Source organism: Bacillus sp. UNC41MFS5 (assembly GCF_000686805.1).
In genome coordinates this window covers 31,922-56,387 of sequence record NZ_JMLP01000010.1, presented here as the reverse complement: position 1 = coordinate 56,387, position 24,466 = coordinate 31,922, and the positions used below count along the sequence as shown (strand labels likewise).

Annotated in this window: 25 protein-coding genes, 1 pseudogene and 1 riboswitch; of the genes and pseudogenes, 14 read left to right on the top strand and 12 right to left on the bottom strand. The window is 37.2% G+C overall.

The window, feature by feature from the left end; all coding sequences use genetic code 11:
• The gene (locus tag BR30_RS0103035; RefSeq protein WP_026563704.1) at positions 1–525 is read right to left on the bottom strand and encodes a MerR family transcriptional regulator; all 525 of its coding nucleotides are present in this window, start codon (positions 523–525) and stop codon (positions 1–3) included.
• 40 nt (positions 526–565) lie between these two features.
• Positions 566–1,444: a MerR family transcriptional regulator gene (locus tag BR30_RS0103030; RefSeq protein ID WP_231507616.1), complete on the bottom strand. Its 879-nt coding sequence runs from the start codon at positions 1,442–1,444 to the stop codon at positions 566–568.
• Between the two features lie 232 nt (positions 1,445–1,676).
• On the opposite strand from BR30_RS0103030, the gene BR30_RS0103025 reads away from it, so the two are divergent.
• Positions 1,677–2,513 (top strand): DMT family transporter, encoded by an 837-nt coding sequence (locus BR30_RS0103025; RefSeq protein WP_026563702.1) that lies wholly within the window; start codon positions 1,677–1,679, stop codon positions 2,511–2,513.
• An 87-nt stretch (positions 2,514–2,600) separates the two neighbouring features.
• Here the strand turns inward: BR30_RS0103025 and BR30_RS0103020 are convergent, their stop codons facing one another.
• Complete coding sequence (locus BR30_RS0103020) at positions 2,601–3,392, bottom strand: Cof-type HAD-IIB family hydrolase (RefSeq protein ID WP_026563701.1); 792 nt, start codon at positions 3,390–3,392, stop codon at positions 2,601–2,603.
• Between the two features lie 147 nt (positions 3,393–3,539).
• Here BR30_RS0103020 and BR30_RS32580 point away from each other — a divergent pair, with 147 nt between their 5' ends.
• From BR30_RS32580 to BR30_RS0103000, 4 genes are all read left to right on the top strand, one after another.
• Positions 3,540–4,274, top strand: a complete 735-nt coding sequence (locus BR30_RS32580; RefSeq protein ID WP_081825345.1) for a polysaccharide deacetylase family protein — start codon at positions 3,540–3,542, stop codon at positions 4,272–4,274.
• Positions 4,275–4,378: 104 nt separating this feature from the next.
• Complete coding sequence (locus BR30_RS0103010; RefSeq protein ID WP_026563700.1) at positions 4,379–4,726, top strand: hypothetical protein; 348 nt, start codon at positions 4,379–4,381, stop codon at positions 4,724–4,726.
• 143 nt (positions 4,727–4,869) lie between these two features.
• A complete protein-coding gene (locus BR30_RS0103005) occupies positions 4,870–6,372 on the top strand; it encodes an aminotransferase class V-fold PLP-dependent enzyme (RefSeq protein WP_026563699.1) in 1,503 nt (500 codons plus the stop codon).
• Positions 6,373–6,432: 60 nt separating this feature from the next.
• Positions 6,433–6,921, top strand: a complete 489-nt coding sequence (locus tag BR30_RS0103000) for a L,D-transpeptidase family protein (RefSeq protein ID WP_026563698.1) — start codon at positions 6,433–6,435, stop codon at positions 6,919–6,921.
• A 42-nt stretch (positions 6,922–6,963) separates the two neighbouring features.
• Here BR30_RS0103000 and BR30_RS0102995 read toward each other — a convergent pair whose 3' ends face one another.
• On the bottom strand, positions 6,964–9,339 hold the full coding sequence (locus tag BR30_RS0102995; RefSeq protein WP_026563697.1) for an immune inhibitor A domain-containing protein: 2,376 nt from the start codon (positions 9,337–9,339) through the stop codon (positions 6,964–6,966).
• 320 nt (positions 9,340–9,659) lie between these two features.
• Between BR30_RS0102995 and BR30_RS0102990 the strand changes: the two genes are divergently transcribed.
• Positions 9,660–10,601, top strand: coding sequence for an ATP-grasp domain-containing protein (locus tag BR30_RS0102990; RefSeq protein WP_026563696.1), 942 nt, complete (start codon positions 9,660–9,662; stop codon positions 10,599–10,601).
• A gap of 79 nt (positions 10,602–10,680) precedes the next feature.
• Here the strand turns inward: BR30_RS0102990 and BR30_RS0102985 are convergent, their stop codons facing one another.
• The gene (locus BR30_RS0102985) at positions 10,681–11,214 is read right to left on the bottom strand and encodes a YceI family protein (protein ID WP_026563695.1); all 534 of its coding nucleotides are present in this window, start codon (positions 11,212–11,214) and stop codon (positions 10,681–10,683) included.
• A 414-nt stretch (positions 11,215–11,628) separates the two neighbouring features.
• Between BR30_RS0102985 and helD the strand changes: the two genes are divergently transcribed.
• A complete protein-coding gene (gene helD / locus BR30_RS0102980; RefSeq protein WP_026563694.1) occupies positions 11,629–13,968 on the top strand; it encodes an RNA polymerase recycling motor HelD in 2,340 nt (779 codons plus the stop codon).
• Positions 13,969–14,010: 42 nt separating this feature from the next.
• On the opposite strand, the gene BR30_RS0102975 is transcribed toward helD, so the two are convergent.
• Positions 14,011–14,145, bottom strand: coding sequence for a BA3454 family stress response protein (locus BR30_RS0102975; protein WP_026563693.1), 135 nt, complete (start codon positions 14,143–14,145; stop codon positions 14,011–14,013).
• Positions 14,146–14,330: 185 nt separating this feature from the next.
• Between BR30_RS0102975 and BR30_RS0102970 the strand changes: the two genes are divergently transcribed.
• Positions 14,331–14,795 (top strand): GNAT family N-acetyltransferase, encoded by a 465-nt coding sequence (locus BR30_RS0102970; protein ID WP_035445005.1) that lies wholly within the window; start codon positions 14,331–14,333, stop codon positions 14,793–14,795.
• A 16-nt stretch (positions 14,796–14,811) separates the two neighbouring features.
• On the opposite strand, the gene BR30_RS0102965 is transcribed toward BR30_RS0102970, so the two are convergent.
• Positions 14,812–15,042 carry a hypothetical protein gene (locus tag BR30_RS0102965; RefSeq protein ID WP_026563691.1) on the bottom strand — a complete coding sequence of 77 codons (231 nt, stop codon included), beginning with the start codon at positions 15,040–15,042 and terminating at the stop codon, positions 14,812–14,814.
• Positions 15,043–15,241: 199 nt separating this feature from the next.
• Between BR30_RS0102965 and BR30_RS32575 the strand changes: the two genes are divergently transcribed.
• Both BR30_RS32575 and asnS read left to right on the top strand, forming a co-directional pair.
• On the top strand, positions 15,242–16,123 hold the full coding sequence (locus BR30_RS32575) for an alpha/beta hydrolase (RefSeq protein WP_051633443.1): 882 nt from the start codon (positions 15,242–15,244) through the stop codon (positions 16,121–16,123).
• Between the two features lie 174 nt (positions 16,124–16,297).
• The gene (gene asnS / locus BR30_RS0102955) at positions 16,298–17,689 is read left to right on the top strand and encodes an asparagine--tRNA ligase (protein WP_026563690.1); all 1,392 of its coding nucleotides are present in this window, start codon (positions 16,298–16,300) and stop codon (positions 17,687–17,689) included.
• Between the two features lie 48 nt (positions 17,690–17,737).
• On the opposite strand, the gene BR30_RS37220 is transcribed toward asnS, so the two are convergent.
• On the bottom strand, positions 17,738–17,911 hold the full coding sequence (locus BR30_RS37220) for a hypothetical protein (RefSeq protein ID WP_197032284.1): 174 nt from the start codon (positions 17,909–17,911) through the stop codon (positions 17,738–17,740).
• A 159-nt stretch (positions 17,912–18,070) separates the two neighbouring features.
• Between BR30_RS37220 and BR30_RS0102945 the strand changes: the two genes are divergently transcribed.
• A complete protein-coding gene (locus BR30_RS0102945; protein ID WP_035445004.1) occupies positions 18,071–18,295 on the top strand; it encodes a helix-turn-helix domain-containing protein in 225 nt (74 codons plus the stop codon).
• 87 nt (positions 18,296–18,382) lie between these two features.
• Here the strand turns inward: BR30_RS0102945 and BR30_RS0102940 are convergent, their stop codons facing one another.
• On the bottom strand, positions 18,383–19,864 hold the full coding sequence (locus BR30_RS0102940; protein WP_026563688.1) for an amino acid permease: 1,482 nt from the start codon (positions 19,862–19,864) through the stop codon (positions 18,383–18,385).
• 104 nt (positions 19,865–19,968) lie between these two features.
• Positions 19,969–20,159: riboswitch (Lysine riboswitch) on the bottom strand.
• Between the two features lie 205 nt (positions 20,160–20,364).
• Here BR30_RS0102940 and BR30_RS0102935 point away from each other — a divergent pair.
• Positions 20,365–21,177, top strand: a complete 813-nt coding sequence (locus BR30_RS0102935) for a YitT family protein (RefSeq protein WP_026563687.1) — start codon at positions 20,365–20,367, stop codon at positions 21,175–21,177.
• A gap of 42 nt (positions 21,178–21,219) precedes the next feature.
• On the opposite strand, the gene BR30_RS0102930 is transcribed toward BR30_RS0102935, so the two are convergent.
• A complete protein-coding gene (locus tag BR30_RS0102930; protein WP_231507615.1) occupies positions 21,220–21,579 on the bottom strand; it encodes a winged helix-turn-helix transcriptional regulator in 360 nt (119 codons plus the stop codon).
• A gap of 133 nt (positions 21,580–21,712) precedes the next feature.
• Here BR30_RS0102930 and BR30_RS0102925 point away from each other — a divergent pair, with 133 nt between their 5' ends.
• The gene (locus BR30_RS0102925; protein ID WP_026563685.1) at positions 21,713–22,345 is read left to right on the top strand and encodes a nitroreductase family protein; all 633 of its coding nucleotides are present in this window, start codon (positions 21,713–21,715) and stop codon (positions 22,343–22,345) included.
• Between the two features lie 126 nt (positions 22,346–22,471).
• Here BR30_RS0102925 and BR30_RS38345 read toward each other — a convergent pair whose 3' ends face one another.
• Both BR30_RS38345 and BR30_RS32570 read right to left on the bottom strand, forming a co-directional pair.
• Complete coding sequence (locus BR30_RS38345) at positions 22,472–22,606, bottom strand: hypothetical protein (RefSeq protein WP_269320596.1); 135 nt, start codon at positions 22,604–22,606, stop codon at positions 22,472–22,474.
• Positions 22,607–22,636: 30 nt separating this feature from the next.
• Positions 22,637–23,249 (bottom strand): annotated as a pseudogene (locus tag BR30_RS32570) (PH domain-containing protein).
• 204 nt (positions 23,250–23,453) lie between these two features.
• On the opposite strand from BR30_RS32570, the gene BR30_RS0102915 reads away from it, so the two are divergent.
• The gene (locus tag BR30_RS0102915; RefSeq protein ID WP_026563684.1) at positions 23,454–24,437 is read left to right on the top strand and encodes a DMT family transporter; all 984 of its coding nucleotides are present in this window, start codon (positions 23,454–23,456) and stop codon (positions 24,435–24,437) included.
• Positions 24,438–24,466 lie beyond the last annotated feature (29 nt).

Sequence of the window (24,466 nt, the reverse complement as noted above, 5' to 3'; positions counted from 1 at the left end):
TTATAAGAATCCAAATAATGAGCTAACAATATTTTTCTTTTTTCTTTTACCATTACTTGAATCAAATACAATAGGGTCATCTAATTGCGAAGGTATATTCACTTTACCAAGAAGCTTTTGAAATTGTTCAAGTTGCCTAGTTAGTTCGTTTACTTGAGATTGCAAATCTTCTATTTCACGCCGGTGCTGTAAGAGTTGATATGAAACAACAGAATCCGCCTTGGAATGGAGATCGATTTCTAATTTACTAACTTTTGCAGTCAAGTCTTCTAATGCTTGATTGTTTTCTACGCCCTTTGCAGCACCTTTTCTGGGGATTTTTTTCTCTTTGATTGGTGTGATTTCCTGGATTAGTGTTCCATTTTGGAGTTGTTCATGGATTTTTTTTAATACTTCGATATCCTCGTTGTTAAAATAATAATGCCCGCGCTCATTTCTTTCCATTGGTAACTCGAGCTGTTTGACCCAGCGTTGAACAGTACTTGTAGATACGCCTAATAATTTTGCTACTTCACTAGTATTCATTTCGAATCCCTCCAATGAATTTCTTAATGCTTAACCCATCTTAAGACCAGAATTTCCACCATTTCTTGTCTTTTGTTGCTGCTACATCTCGATAACTGTTCAACATTTGTTGAAAGGCAATTTCTCGTTGTGTAATTTCTTGTCGGTATTGATTTCGCTCTTCAATGAAGAATTCGCGTTCTTTGGTCATGGCCTCCGTTAAACTTGAAATTTCGTTGTTTGTCACATCTACATAGTGGGATAATTCCTCTGATGTTTCTGATAACTGCTTGGAGAGTGTATAAATTTCCTGAGAAGTTTCGATTGATGAGTTGGTAATATTGTTAGAAAGGTATTGTAAGGAGTCTGCAGAGAGTTCAGATGCTTTTTCTAGGGTCTTTGATAAATCTTGGATTTCAGCTTGTGTGTTAGCAGACGATTTATAAATAGAGTCAGAGATTGACTTAACGGTTGTATAGGTCCCTTTGTTTATTTCCTTCTTTACTTCTTCCACTACTTCTTTTCGCACAACATTACGAATTTCATTCTTTACTTCGCTTAAGAAATTTTCCTTGTACGTATCCATAGCTTCGAAAAACTGATGCGCATCTATGGCATCCTGTATGGTAATTTGCGCGGATGGTTCTGAAAGGACCTCAAGTGAAACTTCAGTTATCTCTTGTACTAAATCACTTTCAGGATGCAATTTTTTGTGCAACATTTCCCTGATTTCTTCCTTATTTAATTTATTCTCATACATTTTTTTAATTTCAACTAGTTTGTCAATCTCTAATTCTGTATAAATTCTTGCCCCCTGCTTTGATCGGGGAATCTCGAGTAATTCCTCTAAATCTTTTTCCCACTGACGGAGAACGCCTGGTTTAATATTTATTTTTTTGGCCGCTTCTTTTAAGGTATAGGTCTTCATTAAAAAAGTCATTCCTTTCTATTTATCTAGGAAATAATTCATCTTCTGTAAGTTATTCACCATTTGGTATTACTTTTTCCTGCAAGATGACAAAAGCTATCAAAACAAGACGGAAAACATGAAATAACAACATTTTTTTTGCGGAAAACATCTGCTAAAACAAATTTTTGAATTAAAACAATTGAGAGTAATGAAATGGAGGTTTATTATAGTAAGTGAAAAAGATAAAGAGAGAAGGAGCAACATGTGGATAGCAGCGGCCTTTATTACTATGGTTTGCTTTGGGGCAAATAATACTATTTTTAAGTGGAGTACGGGGATGAGAGTATCGAAGGTACATATACAGTTCTTTTTTTATTTTGTTGCCTTCGTATTAACATTAGGATTTGCGATTGTTAATGAAACCGTCCATCTAAACGTAATGACTATTCTGCTGGGAGCCTTGATTGGTATATTAAATGCAAACGGCAATATCCAAATGTCAAAGGCTTTTGAAAAAGGGCCTGCTAGTTTGACCTCGCCATTAATAGGCACGAATACTATATTTCCAATCGTTTGTGCAGCCTTTGTTTTTCATGAACAAATTACACTGATTCAGTGGTTAGGGATTGTATTTATGCTAGGATCTGCCATGGCCATTCAGTATTCAACTGAAAAAAATCGAAGGACCAATTATCTTCCTTGGATGGTTCGTGTGGGCCTGGCTATTGTATCCTTTGGAATATTAGGGATTTTAATGAAAACAACCTCTTATTTGCATCTCAATTCATTGAATATCCTCATTTCTATGTATGGTGGCGGAAGTATCTATTTAATTATTTGTAGTATCCTGACGAAAGAGAAATGGCAAAGATCAGAAGTCAATGTAGGTTCGATTGTGGGTCTAATTAGTATATTGGGTTATAGTTGTTATTTCTACGCGCTTAAAACAGGGACAGCAAGTATCGTCTTTCCAGTAGTAAGTTTAAATTGTCTAGTCGTTGTTCTTGCTGGCTTTCTGCTTTATAAAGAAAAACTAAAAAGGTATCAAGTTATTGGTGTTCTTACTGCCATACTTGGAATCATTTTTACAAAGTTATAAAGAGCTAATTTTAATAGTTCAATAAAAAGTGCAGAACCTTTCAATTTAATTGAAACAGTCTGCACTTATTTTTATCTTGGCCAAACTTTAGTTAATGAGACCAATCATTTTCAATCCATTAAAAATACCAGAATCAGTGACCTCTGTCGTTTTATGTTTGGCATATTGAAAAAGATCGGGATGTCCGTTTCCCATCGCAAAGCCTTCCCCAACATTTTGAAGCATTTCCTTATCGTTCATTCCATCTCCAAAGGCAATCGAACTTTCCTTATCGATTCCTAGTCTCTCTAATACTACTTGAACTCCAAAGCCTTTGTTCACACTGTCTTGTATGACGTCATAACAATGGCGCATCCCGTCGACATTGACTTGTGATAAGTGGATTCCGTCTTCATTTTTCTGATAAAGGGCAGGATCCTCTTTTTTTAGATTCACCAGCGTCATTCCTAAGACAGCACTATTGACTGAAGGGGAATAAGGTTCATTTTTATGTAAGTGAAATTTGTGCATAAAGTCAGTGATAATCTCTGCTTCTATATTGGTAAAAACGTTCTTACTATTTGTATAAAGGACCACTTCATGCTGGTTCTCCTTTGCAATTTCTAAGAAATTTTCAACGGTTGCACTGCTCATTGGTTTCTGGTATAGGTCTTTCCCTTTGTAAATGGCGTAGGCACCGTTATAACCAATGAATGAATGGATATTCAACTCCTTGGCAAGTTCATCTATTTCATGAAGCGGTCGGCCGGTTGCTAAGAAAACCTCCAAGCCATTTGCCTGAACCTGTGAAATGGCTTCTTTTGTAGAATCCTCAATTGTATCATCAGGTCTCACTAAGGTTCCATCAATATCTAAAAATAAAACTTTGTAATTGGTCACGTCCGTAACTCCTTCTTCAAAAATTATTGGTTTTAGTCTACCACTTTTCTATAATGGAAGTCACATTCATTTAATTGTGTTGTTTTCCAAGCTTGGAGGAATAATAGAGGGAATAGACATCAAAATTAAAAAGTGAGGCAAAAAATTATGAAAAAGATGTTCTTGCTATTCCTGTCTCTTCTCATTTTAGGACTTCCAAAAAATGTGGCAGCAAAGCAAAAAGTTCCTATTCTAGTCTATCACTCCATCGATGAATATAGTGGTACCGGGTCGAAGGAGCTATATGTGACACCAGAAAACTTTGAGAAACAAATGACCTATTTAAGAGATCATGGGTATACTTTATTAACATTTGAGCGTTGGCAGGATATTGAATCTGTGCCAAAGCCAATTTTTATTACCTTTGATGACGGGTATAAAAATAATCTCCATGCGTTTTTAATTTTACAAAAGCTGACCAATAGTAGTTTTCGTCCGACTGCCACCTTTTTTGTGATTTCTGATTTTATCGGTAGAGCGAACCGCTTAACAAATTCGGATCTAAGAATGGTAGTAAATTCAGGATTAATCTCTGTTCAGTCACATACATCGACACATCCGGATCTAACCAAAGAGAAAAACCTAAAATACGAACTAAAGGAATCAAAAGAAAAAATTCAGAAAATAACAGGGAAACCCGTAATTGCGATCGCATACCCTTTTGGGAATACCAATGAACATGTGGTGGCAGAAACAAAAAAATATTATCAATTTGGACTCACGACCACGCCAGGTCCATTTTCTCTGACGGGTTATAAAAATGAACTCTACTATTTACCGCGCATTTATATAAAATATTCAACCACACTCGCTGATTTTGAACAAGCGGTGAAGGTAGATTAAGTAGATAATGAAAAGACACTGTAAACTGTCCGAAATCTGAATGTAATCAAACAACGCTATAATAGTAAAAACATAATCTAGACTCTATTAGGGCGGGTGTTTATATGGAAGAGACAATGGTAAAATCCTACTTACAAAAATCACTAGATGAGTGGAAGGATGATATCTCACTAGTTTTAACTGAGATTGCAAATGAGTATGATGAGGTAGCACAGGAATTAAAAGTATATTCCTATAAATATGGAATCACCAAGCAAGTGATTCAATCGACAGTAAACGAAGAAATTATCGAAAAAATCCGCGATATGTACCATAAACCTTTTGAAGAAAGCTACAATCAGCTTAAGGAATACATAAAGGACTTAGAAGAAAAAAGACGTGTATTTCAAATGTTTATCCAAAAGATTGAGGAAGTAACCAAAAAAGAATCAGCGAAAATTACTACTTACTAACAATAACTTCATCCCTCAATCACACAATTAGCAACCTGATCATTTTGATTAGGCTGCTTTTTTATTTGGCTATTGTAAAAGGACCAGTGTTTATGTGTTATGCATATATTGAAGTAAGAGTTTAATTGTGAGGTGTGAAACAAATGATTACCGCTACGATTGGCAGCAAAACCTTTCGAATCCCAGATAACCTTGAGGAATATTTTCAACCGTTTCGCTCACAAGTAATTGGGATAAACCAGGAATTTGAATCCCCTCTGGGAAAAAGGAAAATTGTCTATGCGGATTGGACGGCCAGCGGGCGTCTTTATCGCCCCATCGAACAGAAGATTTCAGAGGTATTTGGCCCATTTATGGCCAATACACATACAGAATCGAATATAACCAGTTTAATGATGACTGGAATATATAATCAATCAAAAAAAATTATTAAGGAGCATGTAAATGCCGACGAGCATGATGCCCTGATCCTCGATGGATTTGGGATGACATCTGTTATGAATAAGTTTCAAAGACTATTGGGAATTAGAGTACATGAACAGTGGAAATCGCGACTGGCCCTTCCCGAGAGTGAGCGACCCATTATTTTTATTACACATATGGAACATCATTCCAACCAAACATCGTGGCTTGAAACAATAGGGGATGTAGTTATTTTACCTCCAGGCAAGGATGGTAGTGTGGACTGTAATCAGTTGGTCCAGATGCTTCACCATTATAAGAATAGAAGAATGAAGATTGGTTCGTTTACAGCATGCTCCAATGTAACAGGGCTTCAAACTCCCTATCATCAATTAGCCAAAATCATGCATCAACATGGCGGGATCTGCTTAGTGGATTTCGCAGCATCAGCTCCGTATGTAACGATTAATATGCACCCAAAGGATCCATTGGAAAAACTTGATGCCATCTTTTTTTCTCCGCATAAATTTCTAGGAGGACCGGGGACTAGTGGGGTTTTGGTTTTTGATACTCGACTATATTTAAATCATGTTCCTGACCATCCAGGGGGTGGAACGGTTACATGGACAAATCCATGGGGAGGGCACCAATATTATTCTGACATCGAGCTGCGGGAAGATGGCGGGACACCCGGAATTCTACAAGCGATTCGGACTGCCCTATGCTTGAATTTGAAAGAACAAATGGGTGTAGACAATATATTGAAACGAGAGAAAGAACAGTTAAGTATTCTACTACCTAAATTAGTTGAAATACCTGGTGTTCATTTATTGGCTGGACATAAAAGCGAACGTATCGGGATTGTTTCGTTTTATATTGAAAATATTCATTACAATTTAATTGTTCGCCTGCTCAATGACCGGTTTGGAATTCAAGTAAGAGGAGGATGCTCTTGTGCAGGGACCTACGGGCATTACCTCCTTCATATTGATAAACAATCCTCTAAGCAAATTTCTGAGAAAATTAACCAGGGGGACTTGTCGCAGAAACCAGGATGGGTCCGGTTCTCAATCCATCCGATTATGACAACTGAAGAAATCATGTTGTTTGTTCATGCGATAAGAGAAATCACCTTAAACATTAATGAATGGAAGAATGATTATCTTTATGATAAGGCAAGTAATGATTACTTTTATGTCGACCACATAAGAGAGGACATGGCTCCGCTATTTCGGTTTGAATAATGAATGAGGTTACCCACAAACTGGTTTGGGCATATGCTGTCAAGAGAAAGGTGGGGTCTCATGATTCATACAGTTAAGCCGGGGGAAACGCTGGGTGTAATCTCCGCTAATTATCGCGTCAGCCTGCAACGCCTTTATGCAGCCAATCCTGGGGTTGGTCATTTACAAGTGGGTCAAAAAATTCAAATTCCAGGTCTGCCAGAGCCTTCTACGATTCCATATTCCATTCAAATCTCTGTTGGTAAACGAAGACTTTCATTATTCAATAACGGCAGACTAGTGAAAATTTTTCCCATCGCCGTAGGGAAGATGTTGACAAATACACCAACTGGGGATTTCGTGATTGTTAATCGGCAATATAATCCCGGGGGACCCTTCGGTGTATTGTGGCTATCCTTATCAAAACAGGGCTATGGTATTCATGGTACCAACAACCCAAGTTCAATTGGGAAAGCGGTCTCTCATGGCTGTGTAAGAATGTATAATCGTGATGTTTTGCAGTTGGCAGATATAGTACCAAATGGCACGAGAGTTACAATTCGTCCCTAAAAAAGTCCCGCCTTCTAGAGTAAGAAGGTGGGACTCATTTAATTACTTATAGATTACGATAGACCCAACAGATTTATCTTTTGATTGTCCATTTACTCGGACTTTTAGTCCGTAGTGCGGGATATCGCGACCAGCATCTGGTACAAATGCATTTTTGTAGGATTTGCTGTCATCAAATGTTGATACAGCCGCTTGACTTGGAACGTTCAATGTTTGAATGCCCGGATAAGTGATATTTAATTCAGAAGTAGGATCTAAACCAAAAGCTGCATCGGCAATTTGGAAACGAGTACTTGCTTTTGCAGTATTCCCATTAACAAGGAGCCATGTTAATTCCTTGTCAAGGTGAGAGTCCACAACACCTAAGAAGCCATTTCCAGGGTGAGTACCTGTCCAGTTATCTGTGTAGCTATCATCTACATACCATACAACCAATCCGCCGTCATAGCTCATTAAAGAACTTCCACGTTTAATGTGAGCTAAACCTTGGTCTACTCCTTGATGGTTACGCCATTCCAGTAAATAATAATGATCAGCGTACACATTTCCATCAAACTTGTTAAAGCCGTTATGTGTGATAGTTGATGTTGCGCCTTCACCGTCTTCAGTTAAAATACTAGAACCGTCAGCCGTAACCTTTACATTATCAACAAAGAAACCAGTGTCGTTGTATCCCCAGTCAGTAATGTAACGGAACTTCAATTGAATTTTCTTGCCCGCATAGGCCGATAAATCAAAAGATTGTTTTGTCCAGCCATTTGAGTCTCCGGTGAAACCTGGAAGATTCGCAGGGATTGTAGGGTAAACACCTGATACTACACGAGAAGTCGTGTTCGCATTTGAAAGTGACGTCCAAGTTGTTCCATTGTCTTCAGAAACTTGTACGAAAGCGTAGTCCCATTCATCTTCAATTTTATAGTAAGCATCGAAATCCAATGTAGCAGAATTCTTACCAGTTAAATCTACTGACGTTACCATGTTGTTGTCAGACTCATCGCCAGTGCCACCCCAGAAAGAGAATTTGCCTGCAAACGGATTTAATACGTGCTTTACTTTTTGTGGAAGATTTACTCGAATTGCTTGGTTATTCTTTCCAAGCGGAGAATTTGCTTGGTCTAGTAAGAACTGTGTTCCTTTTGAAGTAACATCCTCTAGATTGACAACTGTTGGATTAGTCCATTTTCCTCCAAGTGTTGCTTGGAAGTACTGCTTGGCATAAGGGGAGAATCCTGTTGGTTCTGCTCCAGGAACCTTTCCAGCCCATGATCCGCTTGACATAATGGACCAATATTGGTTTGGCTCGTCAGCTCCAGAGTAGTTTGTATCATATTCATCAGGAAGGCCTAAGTCATGACCATATTCGTGAGCGAATACGCCAGTAGCACCGTCTTCTGGCATCACCGTATAGTCGTAGAATCCTGGTAAGCCATTACCAATTCCATCTGGGTCATATTGTACTGCAGAGCGATGCGACCAAATCGCGTTATTACCAAGGGAACCGCCACCAGCTTCTTGTCCCATACCGGCGTGGATGATTTGGAGGTGGTCAACTAATCCATCTGGCTCCCAGAAATTACTGTCTCCATCTAAATCATGCGGGTCCTCCAAATCATAGTCTTGGAGAGGAATATTAGCAGCTTTTGCGGCTTCGTAAACGTCCCTAACTAATTGTGCTGCACCACCTGGTTTCACATTATCATGTCCTGATTTACCATCAGCACCGTAGAACGCCGCTGTGCCAGGTACTTTTAACCATCCGTATGCCTTACCATTAATCGTGTAGGTGCCACCGGATTGCTGCTCATAGTATTGCTTTTGAGAAATGAAGTTTTCTCCTTTTGGACCTGTTACTCCGTTAGCACCAAAAATCATATCTTCAAAGTGTTTAATTGTATAATCCTCGTAATAATTATCTGTTTCATTTGGTTTAAGTTGGTTGTGATTAAAATCAGAATACTCTACTACAAGCGTTAAAAGTTTACCTTGTTTGACGACTCCAGGAGATTTTCCTTCTTTTACGTCTTGCCCATATTTGTTACCGTTTCCTTTCATCATCCCATTATTGTATTCTTTAAACTTTTTTTGCTTTTTCGCGTCACCAGCTTTTACTTTTGCAGCGATTGGGTCATTCGTTTTTACGGTATCCTCTTTACCTTTTTGTACTAGGTAATTATGTAGTGCTTTTTGTTTCTCGGCTTGAGTTGCATCCTTCGAGATAACACCATCTCTAATTAGTAACTCTATCAATTTCTCTTCATTTACTACCGATAAGTCTAGTGACCCATAAGAATGCGAAGCAGTAGTCGGACTTTTTGGTAGAGATCCACCTGATGTACTAGCATAGTTGCCTGGGAATCCGGCAAACAATGTTCCAGCCATTATTGCGGTGGATAGACCTGTTTTTAATAGTTTCTTCATAAAACTCCTCCTAATTTTTATAGCTTGCTAGTAAATAATATTTCGAAAATTGAAACAAAACAATAGAAAATTCTCTACGTTTTTCTATTTATTCTGACAATTAAAATGATAGTTTGCATAAATGTCGACGGCAAATCTATTGTTTTTGTAAAATTTTATCAAATCCTAAGGAAAAATTATTCGGAAACCGAATTTCTACTTCACAAATAGTTAATCGAATTCTAAAATTATAGAATATGAAACTTTATTAGATGATAGATTTTTTGCAAATTAAGCGCACAAAGTTAATAGAATATAATCAGTACGAGGGGGTCTTTTTTTTGAAAAAAGTATATATCATCCATGAAAATAGCGACTGGACCATTCATCTAACAAAGCGGTTAGACGAACTAGGTGTGCCCTATGAAGAATGGCATCTGGACAGAGGTCGTCTCGACCTTTCAAAAGAACCTCCAGAAGGGGTTTTTTATAACCGAATGAGTGCGTCCTCACATACAAGGGGTCATCGGTTTGCTCCCGAATTTGCTGGACAAGTCCTCTCCTGGCTTGAAGCGCACGGCAGAAAAGTTATTAACGGTTCCCGAGCCCTTCAGCTGGAAGTTAGCAAGGTTATTCAATACTTAGAACTAAATAAATACGGAATCCAAACCCCTCGAACCATTGCAGCCGTAGGGAAGGAGCAAATCCTTGAGGCGGCAGTTGAATTTATGGGTAAACCTTTTATCACAAAACATAACCGAGCAGGGAAAGGGTTGGGTGTTCAGCTTTTTCAATCCTTAGAGGGATTAAAAAACTATGTAGAGGGACCTTCTTTCGAAGAACCAGTGGACGGGGTAACATTAATTCAAGATTACATTCAAGCACCGGAGAGTTTTATTACCCGCTGCGAATTCATCGGTGGGAAATTCGTTTATGCAGTTAAGGTAGATACGACGGAAGGATTTCAATTATGCCCAGCAGATGCTTGCCAGATGGGTGATTTATTTTGTCCAGTCGGTGAAGAGAAGGAAGAGAAACCAAAATTTGAAATCATTGCTGGTTTTTCTGATTCGATTATTAAAAAGTATGAGCGGGTACTTGATGCTAACCAGATTCAGGTGGCCGGTATTGAATTTATTCGTAATGGAGCAGGCGAAATTTATACCTATGACATCAATACAAATACCAATTATAATTCTGAGGCGGAATCAAAGGCTGGAAAATTTGGAATGTTAGAGCTTGCTAAGTTTTTGAAAGAAGAGCTAGATCGATTGATAGTATAGCTTATTTAAAAAGTACGATGTTTTAATAAAGAAAAGGCGTGAATTTCTTTACGCCTTTTCTTTATGTGACCAACTGGGATTATTCTGCTTTTGCTGCTTGAATTTGAAGGTTGATTTTTACTTTATCAGCTACTAAGACGCCGCCAGTTTCAAGAGCAGCATTCCAAACGAGGCCATATTCAGAACGATTAATCGTGCCTTCTGCACTGAAACCAGCCTTTTCATTTCCCCATGGATCTTTTCCTTGACCTTCAAAAGTAACCGCAAATGTTTCTGGTTTTGTTACACCGCGAAGTGTTAAATCACCAGTAACATTGTATTCACCATCATCTGTTTTTTCAATTTTTGTTGAACGGAATGTCATTGCTGGATGGTTTGCTGCATCAAAGAAATCTGCAGAAACCAGGTGACCATCACGGTCTTGATTACGTGTGTCTACACTAGCTGTATCAACGGAAAATTCAATATTTGCTGTTGTTAAATCTGTTGGATCTGCTTCGATTGTCGCATCAAATTTGTTGAAAGTACCTTTCACGTTTGCAATCATCATATGGCGAACAGAAAAATCTACACTACTGTGTGATGCATCAAGAGCCCATTTTGTTTTAGTCATTTTTAAATTCCTCCAGTATATTTGTTTTTATTTTTTATCTTGAAATCGAAATAACTTAATTCAAGATAAATTATATGTTGCTGACAAACATATTGTCAATTATATTTTATTAATTTTTTTTAAGCTTTTTCCAATACTATCTTTATAAGTTAAAAATGGCAGATTGAATTTTCTATAAGGGAAAGGTTGTAGGTTACTGAGTGCGGTATAAGGAAAATAGACAATAAAAAAACGCCCAAAAGGCGTTTTTGATTCGTAGTAATAATCTTCTTGAAAATGTAGAGGGAGCATGATAAAATGACAGTTGGCATAAATTATTTATTATGAGGTTGATTAGAAATTACCTATTATAACATTAACACAATTCGATTCAATTGTCAACAATTGACCAAAACTTACCTGGAGAGTGGTTGGATGAGCGATTTACTAAACAAAGACTGGCAAATGGAACAAACAAGAGTCACTTCAGTGGTAAATGAAATCGATAAAAAAATAAATAAATTAAATTCAAATGCAGGAAAAGTAGGTGCTGATGTCCTTGAAATTCGAAAGGAATTTTGGGAAGATGTTACCGTCAATTTAGATGAACCTGATGATGTAATTGAAACAGCGGCCAGTATTAAACAGCAGGTTGAGCTTCTCTCTGAACGTGAGCGGACACATAAACAGTTGGATAATCAGCTTAACACACTGTCAAGATTAAAGTATTCCCCATACTTTGGCCGGATCGATTTTTTAGAAAAAGGGGAAACAGCCATGGACCAGGTATACCTTGGAATTGCGTCCTTGATGGATGAACATGATGAAAATTTCTTAATTTATGATTGGCGTGCACCCATATCGAGCCTTTATTATGACTACTCACCAGGCCCAGCTCAATATAAAATCCCAGAAGGAACGATTGAAGGGGATATGAGCTTAAAACGTCAATTTATTATTAAAGCCTCAGAGATTAAAGGGATGTTTGATACAGGGGTAACGATTGGAGATGAAATGCTTCAGGAGGTCCTTGGAAACAATGCGAGCACTCAAATGAAAAGCATTGTTGCTACTATTCAACGGGAGCAAAATGAAATTATTCGCAATGAACGTTCAAAAGTACTGATTGTTCAAGGGGTTGCAGGGAGTGGTAAAACGTCAGCAGCCCTGCAACGGGTTGCCTACCTGCTCTATCGTTATCGTGGGACCTTAAATTCAGAAAATATTATGTTATTTTCTCCTAACCCTCTATTTAATAGCTATGTTGCCACAGTTTTACCGGAGCTTGGGGAAGAAAATATGCAGCAATCCACCTTTCAGGAATACCTAAATTCTCGATTAGGGAGAGAATTTGATGTGGAAGACCCTTTTACCCAAATGGAGTATTTGCTAAGTGGGAAAGATGAAAAGGATTATCATGAAAGAGTTGAGGGGATTCGCTTTAAAGCAAGTTTGGACTTTAAAAATATCATCGATCAGTACGCAAAAGGATTATCGCAAAAGGGACTAATTTTTAGGGATTTAAAATTTAGAGGAGATGTATTAATTTCTAAAAAGGAGATTCACGATTATTTTTATTCTTTAGAGGAGCACATTACTATTCCTAATCGAATGAAGCTTGTTAAAGAATGGTTGTTAAGAGATTTAAAGCGAAAAGTTAGGCAAGAGCGTTCAAGGAGTTGGGTGGAGGATGAAATCCAATACCTCGAAAAAGAAGATTTTATGGAGGCTTTCAAAAAGCTTCAGGAAAAGCATCAATTTTCCGATAATTCATTTGATGATTTTGAGCAAGAGCAAAAGTTTCTTGCGGAAATGGTCGTAAAAGAGAAGTTCAAGCCATTATTTACACGAGTAAAGAGTTTACGGTTTGTTGATGCTCCACGCGTTTATTGCCAGTTATTTAAGCAAGTTGAATATATGGATAAAAGCCTGCCGGTTGAATGGAAGAAAATTTGCAGACAGACGGTGGATAAATTAAATGAGAAAATCATTCCATATGAAGATGCCACACCATATGTGTATCTCCAGGATTTAATTGAAGGTCGTAAGTCTAATACGGCGATACGGCATATTTTTATTGATGAAGCACAAGATTATTCACCATTTCAGTTTGCTTTTATTCAAACTCTATTTCCTTATAGCAAAATGACCTTGCTCGGGGATTTTAATCAAGCAATATTTTCTGGTGCTACGGGTGCCGAAACTGTTCTATCCAACCAAGTCAAATCAGGAGATGAGGTCGAATCGTTTGTCCTTACTAAAACCTATCGATCGACAAAAGAAATAGTCGACTTTACCAGTACGTTGATTGAGGGTGGGGAAAATATTGAACCCTTTAACCGCAGGGGCAGGAAGCCGTTAGTTTCTGTCATTGATGAGGAAGGCATTACAGGATTAATTGTAAGAAAAATAAAGGATTTTCAAAATGAAGGACATCGTACTATTGCAGTCATTTGCAGGACATCTGATGAAAGCATAAGGGCCTATCGTGCGCTTAAGAACGAGATTTCATTGCATCTAATTGAGAAGGGAACAATTTCCTATGAAAAAGGGATTCTTGTTATTCCTTCTTACCTGGCGAAAGGAATCGAATTCGACGCAGTAATTTTGTATGATTGTTCTGGGTACAAGGAAGAAAGTGAAAGGAAATTATTTTATACCGTCTGCACAAGGGCCATGCATGAACTGCATCTGCTTACCACTTCAGGGATTAGTCCTTTAATGGAGAAAACACCTCATGATACGTACACAATTGAGCAATTAAGTAAAATCTAATAAAAAATAATAAAACCAGCAGAATCAATCTGCTGGTTTTTATTATTTCTTCCATTGTTTTTGAACTTGTTCTAATGCAAGTTGGAATATTTCATCTTCTGATGTTTCACGATTGGCGATGACATTTGTTAAATAGCTTTTTCCTTCTAAAGTTACTGTTACTTCTACTTGTACCATAAATAAAATCTCCTTTTCTATAATTAAAATTAATTGGTTTAATATGTAATGAAAAATTACACAACGATTAAACCTATTTTGCAATTTGAAAAATTATGACATGAATTGTTCTACTAACGTTTCTAAACTATGCAGTTTTGATATAATCATTTTAGAAAACTATAAAATGGAGGTACCTAATTTCAATGTATTTAGAAGAGGTTAAAAAAGAAACGTTATATATAGCACTCGAAATGATTAATTCGAATCCCGAATATAATATGTTTGAAAATGGTAAAGAGGCCAGAACACTTGCTGACATGGAAGAAGAATTCTTAAATCCTAATTCATTTAGTGCATTTATTAAGCTTGATGACACGTATATTGGAATAATTGATTACTTATTAGAAAATCCGAAGGACCATTTTCCGTGGTTAGGTCTATTACTGCTGCATGGTGATTATCAGGGATATGGGTTCGGTGCACAGGCATTTGCAGTTTACGAAAATGAAATGCTGAAACGAGGTAAGAAAGTCGTTAGAATTGGTGTATTAAAAGAGAACATCCGAGCACAACACTTTTGGGAATCATTAGGATTTGTATATTATAATTCAGCAACCATGAAAAATGGAAGTGGTATTTTTTGTTATGAAAAACAAATCGGACAATAACTCCCAATCTGAAAGGTTACACTTCTAAATACATAAATTGCTCGGCAAAGAGCTGAACTTGATCTTTGTCGATTTGATTTTTTTTCAGTAGTGATTCTGCGATGATTACATGTGCCTGAATAGACGCATCTCTTTTTAAATCTCGTATGGGCACATCTCCGTTTAATAAAAGGATTGCATTTTCTCTAATGTCTTGATTCTTAGATGATTTGTATAATAGGTAGGCAATACATGTTACCTTATCCACAAATAACACTCCTCTATAATCAAAAATAACATTTTTTTACTATTTCGACGAGAAGCAACGTTTTTCCTGCTAATATTCTGAAAACTTATAAAATACTTTAAATATTTTGTTTTTATATAAGAATGTTGTATGAACATGGTCTATTAATCAGAAAATTCAAATAAATTATAATAAAGAATCTTCGCGGGGGCGGTTGTTAATGTTTGAATTTAAGGAAGAAAAACTTTCTGGTTTTGAGATAGTTAAAACAATTACCAAAGATGGTTATCATATTAATGACGTAAAATATGAAAGCCCTTTCAAAGGGGAGGTTTCTGCCTACCTATTCATGCCTGATAAACTTGGCCCTCTTCCTGCAGTCATTTATATGCACCCAAGTCAAGGAGATAGAAAAACATTTTTCTGTGAGGCCCAATTGCTAGCAACCAAGGGCTATGTTACCCTGCTCATTGAAGCCCAATACTTAAGAGGGAATGGACAACTAAAGTTGAAAGGAAAGAATGAGTTTACAAAAACGATTGAAGAAATGGCAGATATTCAAAAGTACATTCAAACAGTAATGGATATAAAAAGGGGAGTCACATTGCTTAGTGAGCTAGGTAAGGTGGATGAATCCAAAATCGCTTTTGTCGGCCACGGTATAGGGGCAGCATGGGGTGGCATTCTTTCAGGTATCGATAATCGCATAAAAACTTTTATTCTGATCTCAGGATATGGGCAGGTGTCAGAGATGCAAATGACAAGTGAGCATCCATTAGCCATGCTAATTCGTGGATTCCTACCTCCTGAACGATTCGAATATTTTATTTCGAGTCTTAAGAAATTGGATGCGATACATTATGTTAAAAATGCTTCGCCAGCATCGATCTTTTTCCAATTTGCCGAAAATGATGAATACATCGGTCAAAACCAAGCTAACTCTTTTTATTCAATTGCTAGCTCTCCTAAAAAAATCAGTTGGTATGATACGAATCATTTATTTTCTAACTGTGAAGATGCCCTCTATGACCGGGTAGAATGGCTGAATGTGCAAATTACTGGACAGAAATCCAAGTTTTCAAAAGAATCGACGACGAACTAAAAAAATTACTTTTAAAACGGAAATCTTGTTGAATATTGCTAATTTGATATGATTTTTATATAATATTGAAGGGATAAAAGAAAAACGATGATAGTATTATGGAATATTACCTTTCGTCCCAATTGGGATGGAAGGTTTTTTTACCTTTTTACATAAGATTTAGGAGGAAAACCAATGAAACAGGCCTTAATCAAGGACTTATACAGAAATACCGAAAACTATATTGATCAAAAAGTAGAATTATCTGGCTGGATTCGTACCATTCGTGATTCCAAAACTTTTGGGTTCATTGAATTAAATGATGGCAGCTTTTTTAAAGGTGTTCAGATTGTATTTGATGAACAGTTAGCGAACTTTAAAGAAATTGCCAAACTTCCAATCAGTTCATCTATAAAAGTTAAAGGGGATTTTATTCATACTCCTCAAGCAAAGCAGCCTTTTGAAATTAAAGCGACTGACATTGTGATTGAAGGTACGTCAAATGTGGATTATCCATTGCAAAAGAAGAAGCATTCGTTTGAATACTTACGAACAATTGCCCATTTACGACCAAGGACTAATACATTTTCAGCCGTTTTTCGTGTAAGATCGCTTGCATCCTATGCGCTTCATAAATTTTTCCAAGATAAAGGGTTTGTGTATGTTCATTCGCCAATTATTACCGGCAGTGATACAGAAGGTGCGGGGGAAATGTTCCGAGTAACTGCCTTAGATATGGATAATCTTCCGAAAAATGAAGAGGGCAAAACGGATCTTAGCAAGGATTTCTTTAACAAAGAAACCAATTTGACTGTAAGTGGGCAGCTGTCGGCTGAGGCGTTTGCGTTGGCATTTCGGAATGTCTATACCTTTGGCCCAACATTTAGAGCGGAAAACTCTAACACTGCGAGACATGCAGCAGAATTTTGGATGGTTGAGCCTGAAGTTGCCTTTGCTGAACTGCCGGATATCATGGATTTAGCAGAAGAAATGGTGAAATATGTAATTGGCTATGTATTAGAACAGGCTCCTGAAGAAATGAATTTCTTTAACAGCTTTATTGAAAAAGGTTTACTAGACCGTTTAAATAATGCCTATACGGCAGACTTTGGCCGTGTGACCTATACGGAAGCGATTGATATTTTACGGGAGTCCGGTGAAACGTTTGCGTATCCAGTAGAATGGGGACTTGATCTGCAAACCGAGCATGAACGCTATTTAAGCGAAAAAGTGTTCAAACGACCTGTATTTGTTACTGATTATCCAAAAGAAATCAAAGCTTTCTATATGAGACTAAATGAAGACAACAAAACAGTTGCTGCAACAGATTTATTAGTACCGGGAATTGGTGAATTGATTGGCGGCAGTCAGCGTGAAGAACGTGAAGAAATCTTAGCAGGTAAAATAAATGAACTTGGCATGACTGAGGAAGATTACTGGTGGTACCTGGAATTAAGGAAGTATGGCGGTACGAAACATTCAGGTTACGGTATTGGTTTTGAACGATTAATTATGTATCTAACAGGAATGACTAATATTAGAGACGTAATTCCGTTCCCAAGAACAACAGGGAATGCTGAGTTTTAATATAAAAAGAGAAGACCAGTTTTCGAATTGGTCTTCTCTTTTTTGATTTTATTGATTCTTTAATTCCTCTTCGAAAAAGAATGTTTCCGGGTGTTCCTTAACGATATAAGAATATCTTTTCATGTTTTTTACATATTGTGATTTTAGAATGGTGACTACTTCGCCAGTTTCAATAATATTTACTGATTGTCCGTTTTTGTATAGATTGTTTGAGCTTTTCACTTTAACACCCCTTTACCTATTCCTTATTTAGTATATCATAAAATCCCTAAACTCATTGCTATCTTAGTGGATATTTAAGCCCCGATTAAAAGGTTAAGGCGCTCTTCCTTTCAAAACAAAACGGAATGTGTTATACTTTAAAAAAAGTGAGGTGTCATTTTGGCAAATTATAAGGCAAAAAAAAGTAACCTCAAAGAATTACTATCCAAAAACGGTATGGACTTGGAAAGTTTGGAAAGGAATACAAATATTCCTCAAACTCAACTCAATGACTACTTGTCAAAGAAAGTAATGAACTTAAATACTGCGATGACCATTTCCAAAGAATTGAATTGCCGGATTGAAGATTTATATGTTTGGTCTTCAGAGGAGAAGGAAGCGTAGCAGCATATAAAACAGACTCGAAAAATAGAGTCTGTTTTTTGTATGAAAAAAAATAGTACGCATTTTTGCGTACTATTTCTATTGGAATTAATGGTTTAAGTCACATTCCTTTAAAGGAATTACTTTTGTTTTCTTAGTGAATTTATATCCTAGCCATACAAATAAGAATAATGGCAGGCCGATGTAGGAGACTAATACTCCATTCCAATCGATTTGATCACCCATAAATGCTGAATAGTTTTGTCCTAAGACAACAAATCCACATACAAGAAAAGCGAAGATTGGACCAAATGGGAAAAGTTTTGATTTATATGGTAATAAGCTTAAATCTTTACCTTGGGCAATAAATGCCTTTCGGAAACGATAATGACATACAGCAATCCCTAGCCATGCGATAAAGCCAGACATCCCTGAAGCGTTTAACAACCAGACATATACTGTTCCGTCACCAAAGAATGATGCAAGGAAAGCAAGTGTCCCCACTAAAGTTGTTGCAATTAAGGCATTAACTGGAACACCTCTTTTGTTTAACTTTCCAAGGAATTTAGGAGCTTTACCTTGTCGGGCCAAATCCCAAAGCATACGGGTTGATGCATACATTCCTGAATTTCCTGCAGATAAAACTGCGGTTAAGATTACTGCATTCATGATTGATGCAGCGAAAGCAATTCCTGCCTTTTGAAAAACCAAAGTAAATGGGCTAACAGTAACATCGCCATTTGCTAAATTGTCATTTGTATAAGGAATAAGAAGCCCGATGACTAGAATCGCCAAAATATAAAATAATAAAATACGCCAGAACACTTGTTTTACTGCCTGTGGGATGGCTTTCTTGGGATCCTCTGTTTCACCAGCTGCCACACCTAAAAGTTCTGTTCCTTGAAAGGAAAAGCCTGCAGCCATAAAGATGCCTAGCATCGACAAAAATCCACCGTGGAATGGTGCATCACCAATCGTGAAGTTTTTGAAGCCAGGTGCTTCGTTACCCATGATACCGAAAATCATTAACGTACCAGTAACAACAAAGATAATAACTGTTACCACTTTGATTAAGGAAAACCAATATTCTGCCTCTCCAAATCCTTTGACAGAAAGGTAGTTTAAGAGAAACATAATCACTAAAAAGATACCGCTCCAAATAAATGACGGTGTATCTGGAAACCAAAATTTCATGATCATCGTTACAGCAGCTAATTCTGCGGCAATTGTTATCGCCCAGTTATACCAATAGTTCCAGCCAAGTGCAAAGCCAAGGGATGGATCGACAAATTTGGTTGCATAGGTACTAAAGCTTCCTGCAACGGGCATATAGGCACCCATTTCTGCTAATCCTTGCATTAAAAAGAAAACCATGACACCAATAACAAGATAGGATAGGATGGCTCCGCCGGGTCCTGCGCTATGGATTGCGCCGCCGCTAGCAAGAAAAAGTCCCGTTCCAATCGTTCCGCCAAGGGAAATCATAGTGAGATGACGAGATTTTAACCCTCTTTTTAATTCCGATGGAGCTTTTTGTAATGTTAAATCGCTTGTATATTCAGACTCTTTTAATACTCTAGCTGTTTGCATAGTCTTGACTCCTCTTTTCTTCTTTTTTTCGTGAAGGAGTTTGGAATACAAAAATGCCATCGAGGAATAATCGATGGCATTGTCAATACCCCGCATCATACCTTCCGAAAGATAGCTCAACACGATTAGCTGGTAGAAATAATCGTGACAGTTCTGTTCCTATTTGAAGACAGACCCAGCATGCTTTTTGAAGAGTAAAAGCACACTTCGGCAGTTTTTCCTTTTAAGTAGAGTCATGAATGTCTCTCACATCTCGTCCACTTTACTAATAAAAACCGCGACCTCTACCTCATCGGTTTGATGAGGATTTATCATATGAAATTAAATATATTAATATAGTAAATGAGTTTTTATAGAATTGTCAATAGGTAATTTTCTAATCAGCATTTAACAGATAATTTGTTTTTTTAAAATTTATTTTTTTATTTTACTTTAAGTGAGAGTATCGGTATTATTTTGAATTAGAATTGATGCCTGTTCGTATTAGGAGGATTTTTACCATGCAGATTGTTGGAATGATGTTGGGATCTCTAATTATTGTGGTTGCCTTTAACCTTTTCTTAATCCCACATGAAGTATTGAGCAGTGGATTAAGTGGAATTTCAATGATATTAGGGATGATCTCACCGGTGAATACAGGGGTGGCAAATTTCCTGCTAAATTTCCCTTTGTTAATTATTGGATATAAAATGTTAGGAAAAAGATTTATCGTAAATTCGATCTTTTCGGTTATTGTTATCTCGATAGGACTGTATGTAATTCCCGTATTTGCTATCGCAGATGATAGAATTCTTTCATCTATTTTTGGTGGTGCGTTAACCGGCTTAGGTGTCGGAATTGTTTTCCGCTGCTCTGGGTCAACAGGGGGATTTGACATTATTGGCATGATCGTAGCCAGAAAAAGGGATTTTCCAATTGGTACTTTACTTTCAGGCATGAATGCGGTAGTTATTCTGATTAGTGGATTTTTGTTCGATTGGGATTCTGCACTGTTTACTTTAGTATCCATTTTTGTGACAGGTAAAGTCGTTGATGCAATCTATACGGATCATGCAAAATTAACATTAATGATCATTACAGATAAAGGCGAAGAGATGAGGAATCATTTACTAAAAAATTTGTATCGAGGCTTAACTGTTTTGGACGGTGTTGGCGGATACTCAAATAACCAGCGGAATGTATTGATAACGGTCATTTCCAGATACGAACTTAATGAAGTGAAAAACTTAATCACGGAAGTCGATTCATGTGCCTTTGTTAATATAACTGAAACGATTGAAGTAATGGGCTTGTTTCATCGTCCCAGTCCATAAAAAAGGCTTGCATCTATTAAATAGATGCAAGCCTTTTTTGTTTCATTGGTATTTTCCTCGGTTTTTTATCCAATTCAATAACACATGGATAACCTCTTCCAGTTCTTTCCCCGCTGGGGTTAAGTTATATTCCACTTTTTTAGGTGATGTGGCAATCACCCTTTTAATAATCAATCCTTCATTCTCTAAATCACGCAAGCGTTCGGTTAACAATCGATCAGAGATTCCAGGAATGGAAGTAACTATTTCATGGTATCGCTTCGGGCCATCCAGAAGTGAAAAAATAACGGAGCCCATCCAACGTTTACCAATAAATTCAATGGCATTATGAAAATTGGTACATATATGCTTAATTTCCTCTTCAGAAGGAGTCATACACTTTTGGTTGTTAGATTCATTCATATAATATCCCTCTTTTTTACTTTTCTAACGATATCATACCATAGTTTATTTTCTTGACGAAAGGTACTTACTAATAGTAAGATGGTTTTGCACTTACTATTAGTAAGTTAAATTTATTAGGGGGAAAGCTCTTATGCAAACTACCTTAACGAAAAGTTTATCTGAAGTAATCAAAGAACGTCACTCCGTTAGAAAATATGATTCAACATATAAAATTTCACAAGAAGAAATAAAAGAAATGTTAAAAGAAGCAACACAAGCACCATCCTCAAGTAATCTCCAACCTTGGCGTTTTATTGTAATTCAAGACCAGGAGCTAAAAAAGGAACTTAGAGCAGTAGCCAATAATCAAGAACAAGTCGAAACAGCTTCTGCTGTTATTGCTGTCTTAGGTGATAAGGAAATGTATAAAAGCATGGAAAAAGTATACCGAAGTGCCTTTGAAGCGGGTTTAATGGATGAGGCTAATATGAATCGATTAATTGAAGGTACCAATAAAACTTACCCATTTGCTTCAGAAGAAGTCTTAAAAAATATTGCTTCATTTGATGCTGGTTTAGTGTCGATGCAATTGATGTTGATTGCAAAAGATCGAGGATATGACACCGTTCCAATGGGTGGATTTGATAAAGAAAAATTTGTGAAAATGTTTAATGTTGATGATCGATTATTTCCAATTGTGTTGATTTCAGTAGGGAAGGCGGCAGCACCTGCTTTTAATACCACTCGTTTGCCGTTGGAAGATGTTTTATTAGAATATAAATAAAAGAGGAGGCGCATGAAAGAATTTCATGCGCTTGCTTGTTTTTATATGATAAGAAAGTATAAGTTTTGAACTTAGATTACTGCCTAGCTCCAGCGCCCTAGCGGCTAGTGTCCTTCGCTCTCCGTCCTACGATAAGTCAAGCACGAATGCGCCTCCGGCTCTTCGTGTTTCCTTTATCTCAGTTGGAGCGCTCCACAAGGAAGGCTTCGGCAGCATAAGCATCGCACGAAGAAAGAGCGTTAGCTCTTTCGAGGAGGCCATACGCCGCTGACCAGGGCGCTTGCGCTTTTCTTAGTTGTTAATATACTTTTCAAATACATAGCCAAAATCTTTGACTTTATATTGTTTTTGGCTGTCTTCTAACCATTGAAAAGCCGCTTGATTAAGCATTTTGAATTGTACAACCAAGTTACTGTCTGCACTTGTCACACGACCTAAAGTAGTGGAGGCAACATCTATGCTTTGTTTAGCAAACTGAAGGGAAATTTCATTTTCATGAGAGATTTCTGAAATTTTAATTAGGGCTATATAAATCTTTAATTTCCTCAATATGTTTTTTATGTACATCAATGGAGAAAGGCACTGAACCGATTTTAAATTTAATTTCGACGTCAAGGTCAACCGTTCCTGCGGTTTCGAGATATACGTCTGAGATTCGGTTTGTAGCATAACTATAACGATGGAGCATCCGCTTTTTGCTGGTTGCACTTGTGCCATCTAAATGGATAAGGGCATTGTTGGTAAAGCAATATTCATCTGATTTTGATTTGATAAGGAAATAAATTTTTTCATTGTCTTCATGCATGACATAATCGTCTGCATCTACCTTGTCATAATTCTCTGGTTTAATAACAGCACCCACATCGCTTAAGCCTAAAATATCGGCAGCTACTTTTCCGAACATGGATATCACCCTCACTTTTTTAATTATTCCATTCTTTTTACGAATGGGGGATAAGAAAGTTTCATCTGTATCCAAAAAACTTTATGCGTTAAAATGTGTTAGTATTCACATGAAGAGAAAAAATTTACAACTTGATAGTTTCTCTTTTTTAATAGAAAATACACTATATACATATTAATAATGTAATAGAAGGAGTAGAGGTCATTGCGGCCGATTATTTTAGGTATCTTAGCGGCTTTCTTTTTTGCATTTACATTTATCCTCAACAGATCAATGGATCAAGCAGGGGGCAGCTGGATTTGGAGTGCATCATTAAGGTATTTCTTTATGGTCCCTTTTCTAGTCATAATTGTCATGGGTAGAAAAAATCTTAAACCATTGCTTTGGGATATGAAAAAAAATCCAGGTAGTTGGCTATTATGGAGTTCGGTTGGTTTTGGCTTATTTTATGGCCCTATTTGTTTTTCTGCCGCATATGCCCCAGGCTGGCTTATTGCAGCTACCTGGCAGGTAACGATTATCTCAGGGTCATTGCTGGCACCATTTTTTTATGAAAGGGTTATGACTGAAAAAGGTCCAATCCAGCAAAAGGGAAAAATTCCATTTAAGGGCTTGGGTATGTCTGTAATTATCCTATTAGGGATTATCTTGATGCAATTAGAACAGGCCAATCATATTTCAATTGGAGCAATCTCTCTAGGCATCCTTCCTGTGCTGATTGCTTCATTTGCTTATCCATTAGGGAACAGAAAAATGATGGATATTTGCGGAGGACGGCTGGATGTCTTTCAACGTGTATTAGGGATGACCCTAGCTAGTCTGCCATTTTGGATTGTTTTATCTCTTTATGGCTTATTTACGGTGGGCACACCAGGCAAAGGGCAAATAATTCAATCCGGTCTTGTTGCTGTTACCTCAGGAGTCATTGCCACCATTTTGTTTTTTAAAGCAACGGATCTTGTAAGAGGTAATATGCAGAAACTTGCGGCCGTTGAGGCTACACAATCTGTGGAGGTCTTATTTGCAGTTATTGGAGAATTGTTGCTACTAAACAGCACCTTCCCGACACAACTATCCTGGTGGGGGATGGTATTGGTCATGGTTGGTATGATCCTGCACAGCTTTTTCTCACATAAAAGTAACCAGAAAATTATCCCGAATGAACGTTCACTAAAAATGAATAGTTAAAAATGATTAATCCTTATCAAATAAGCTTG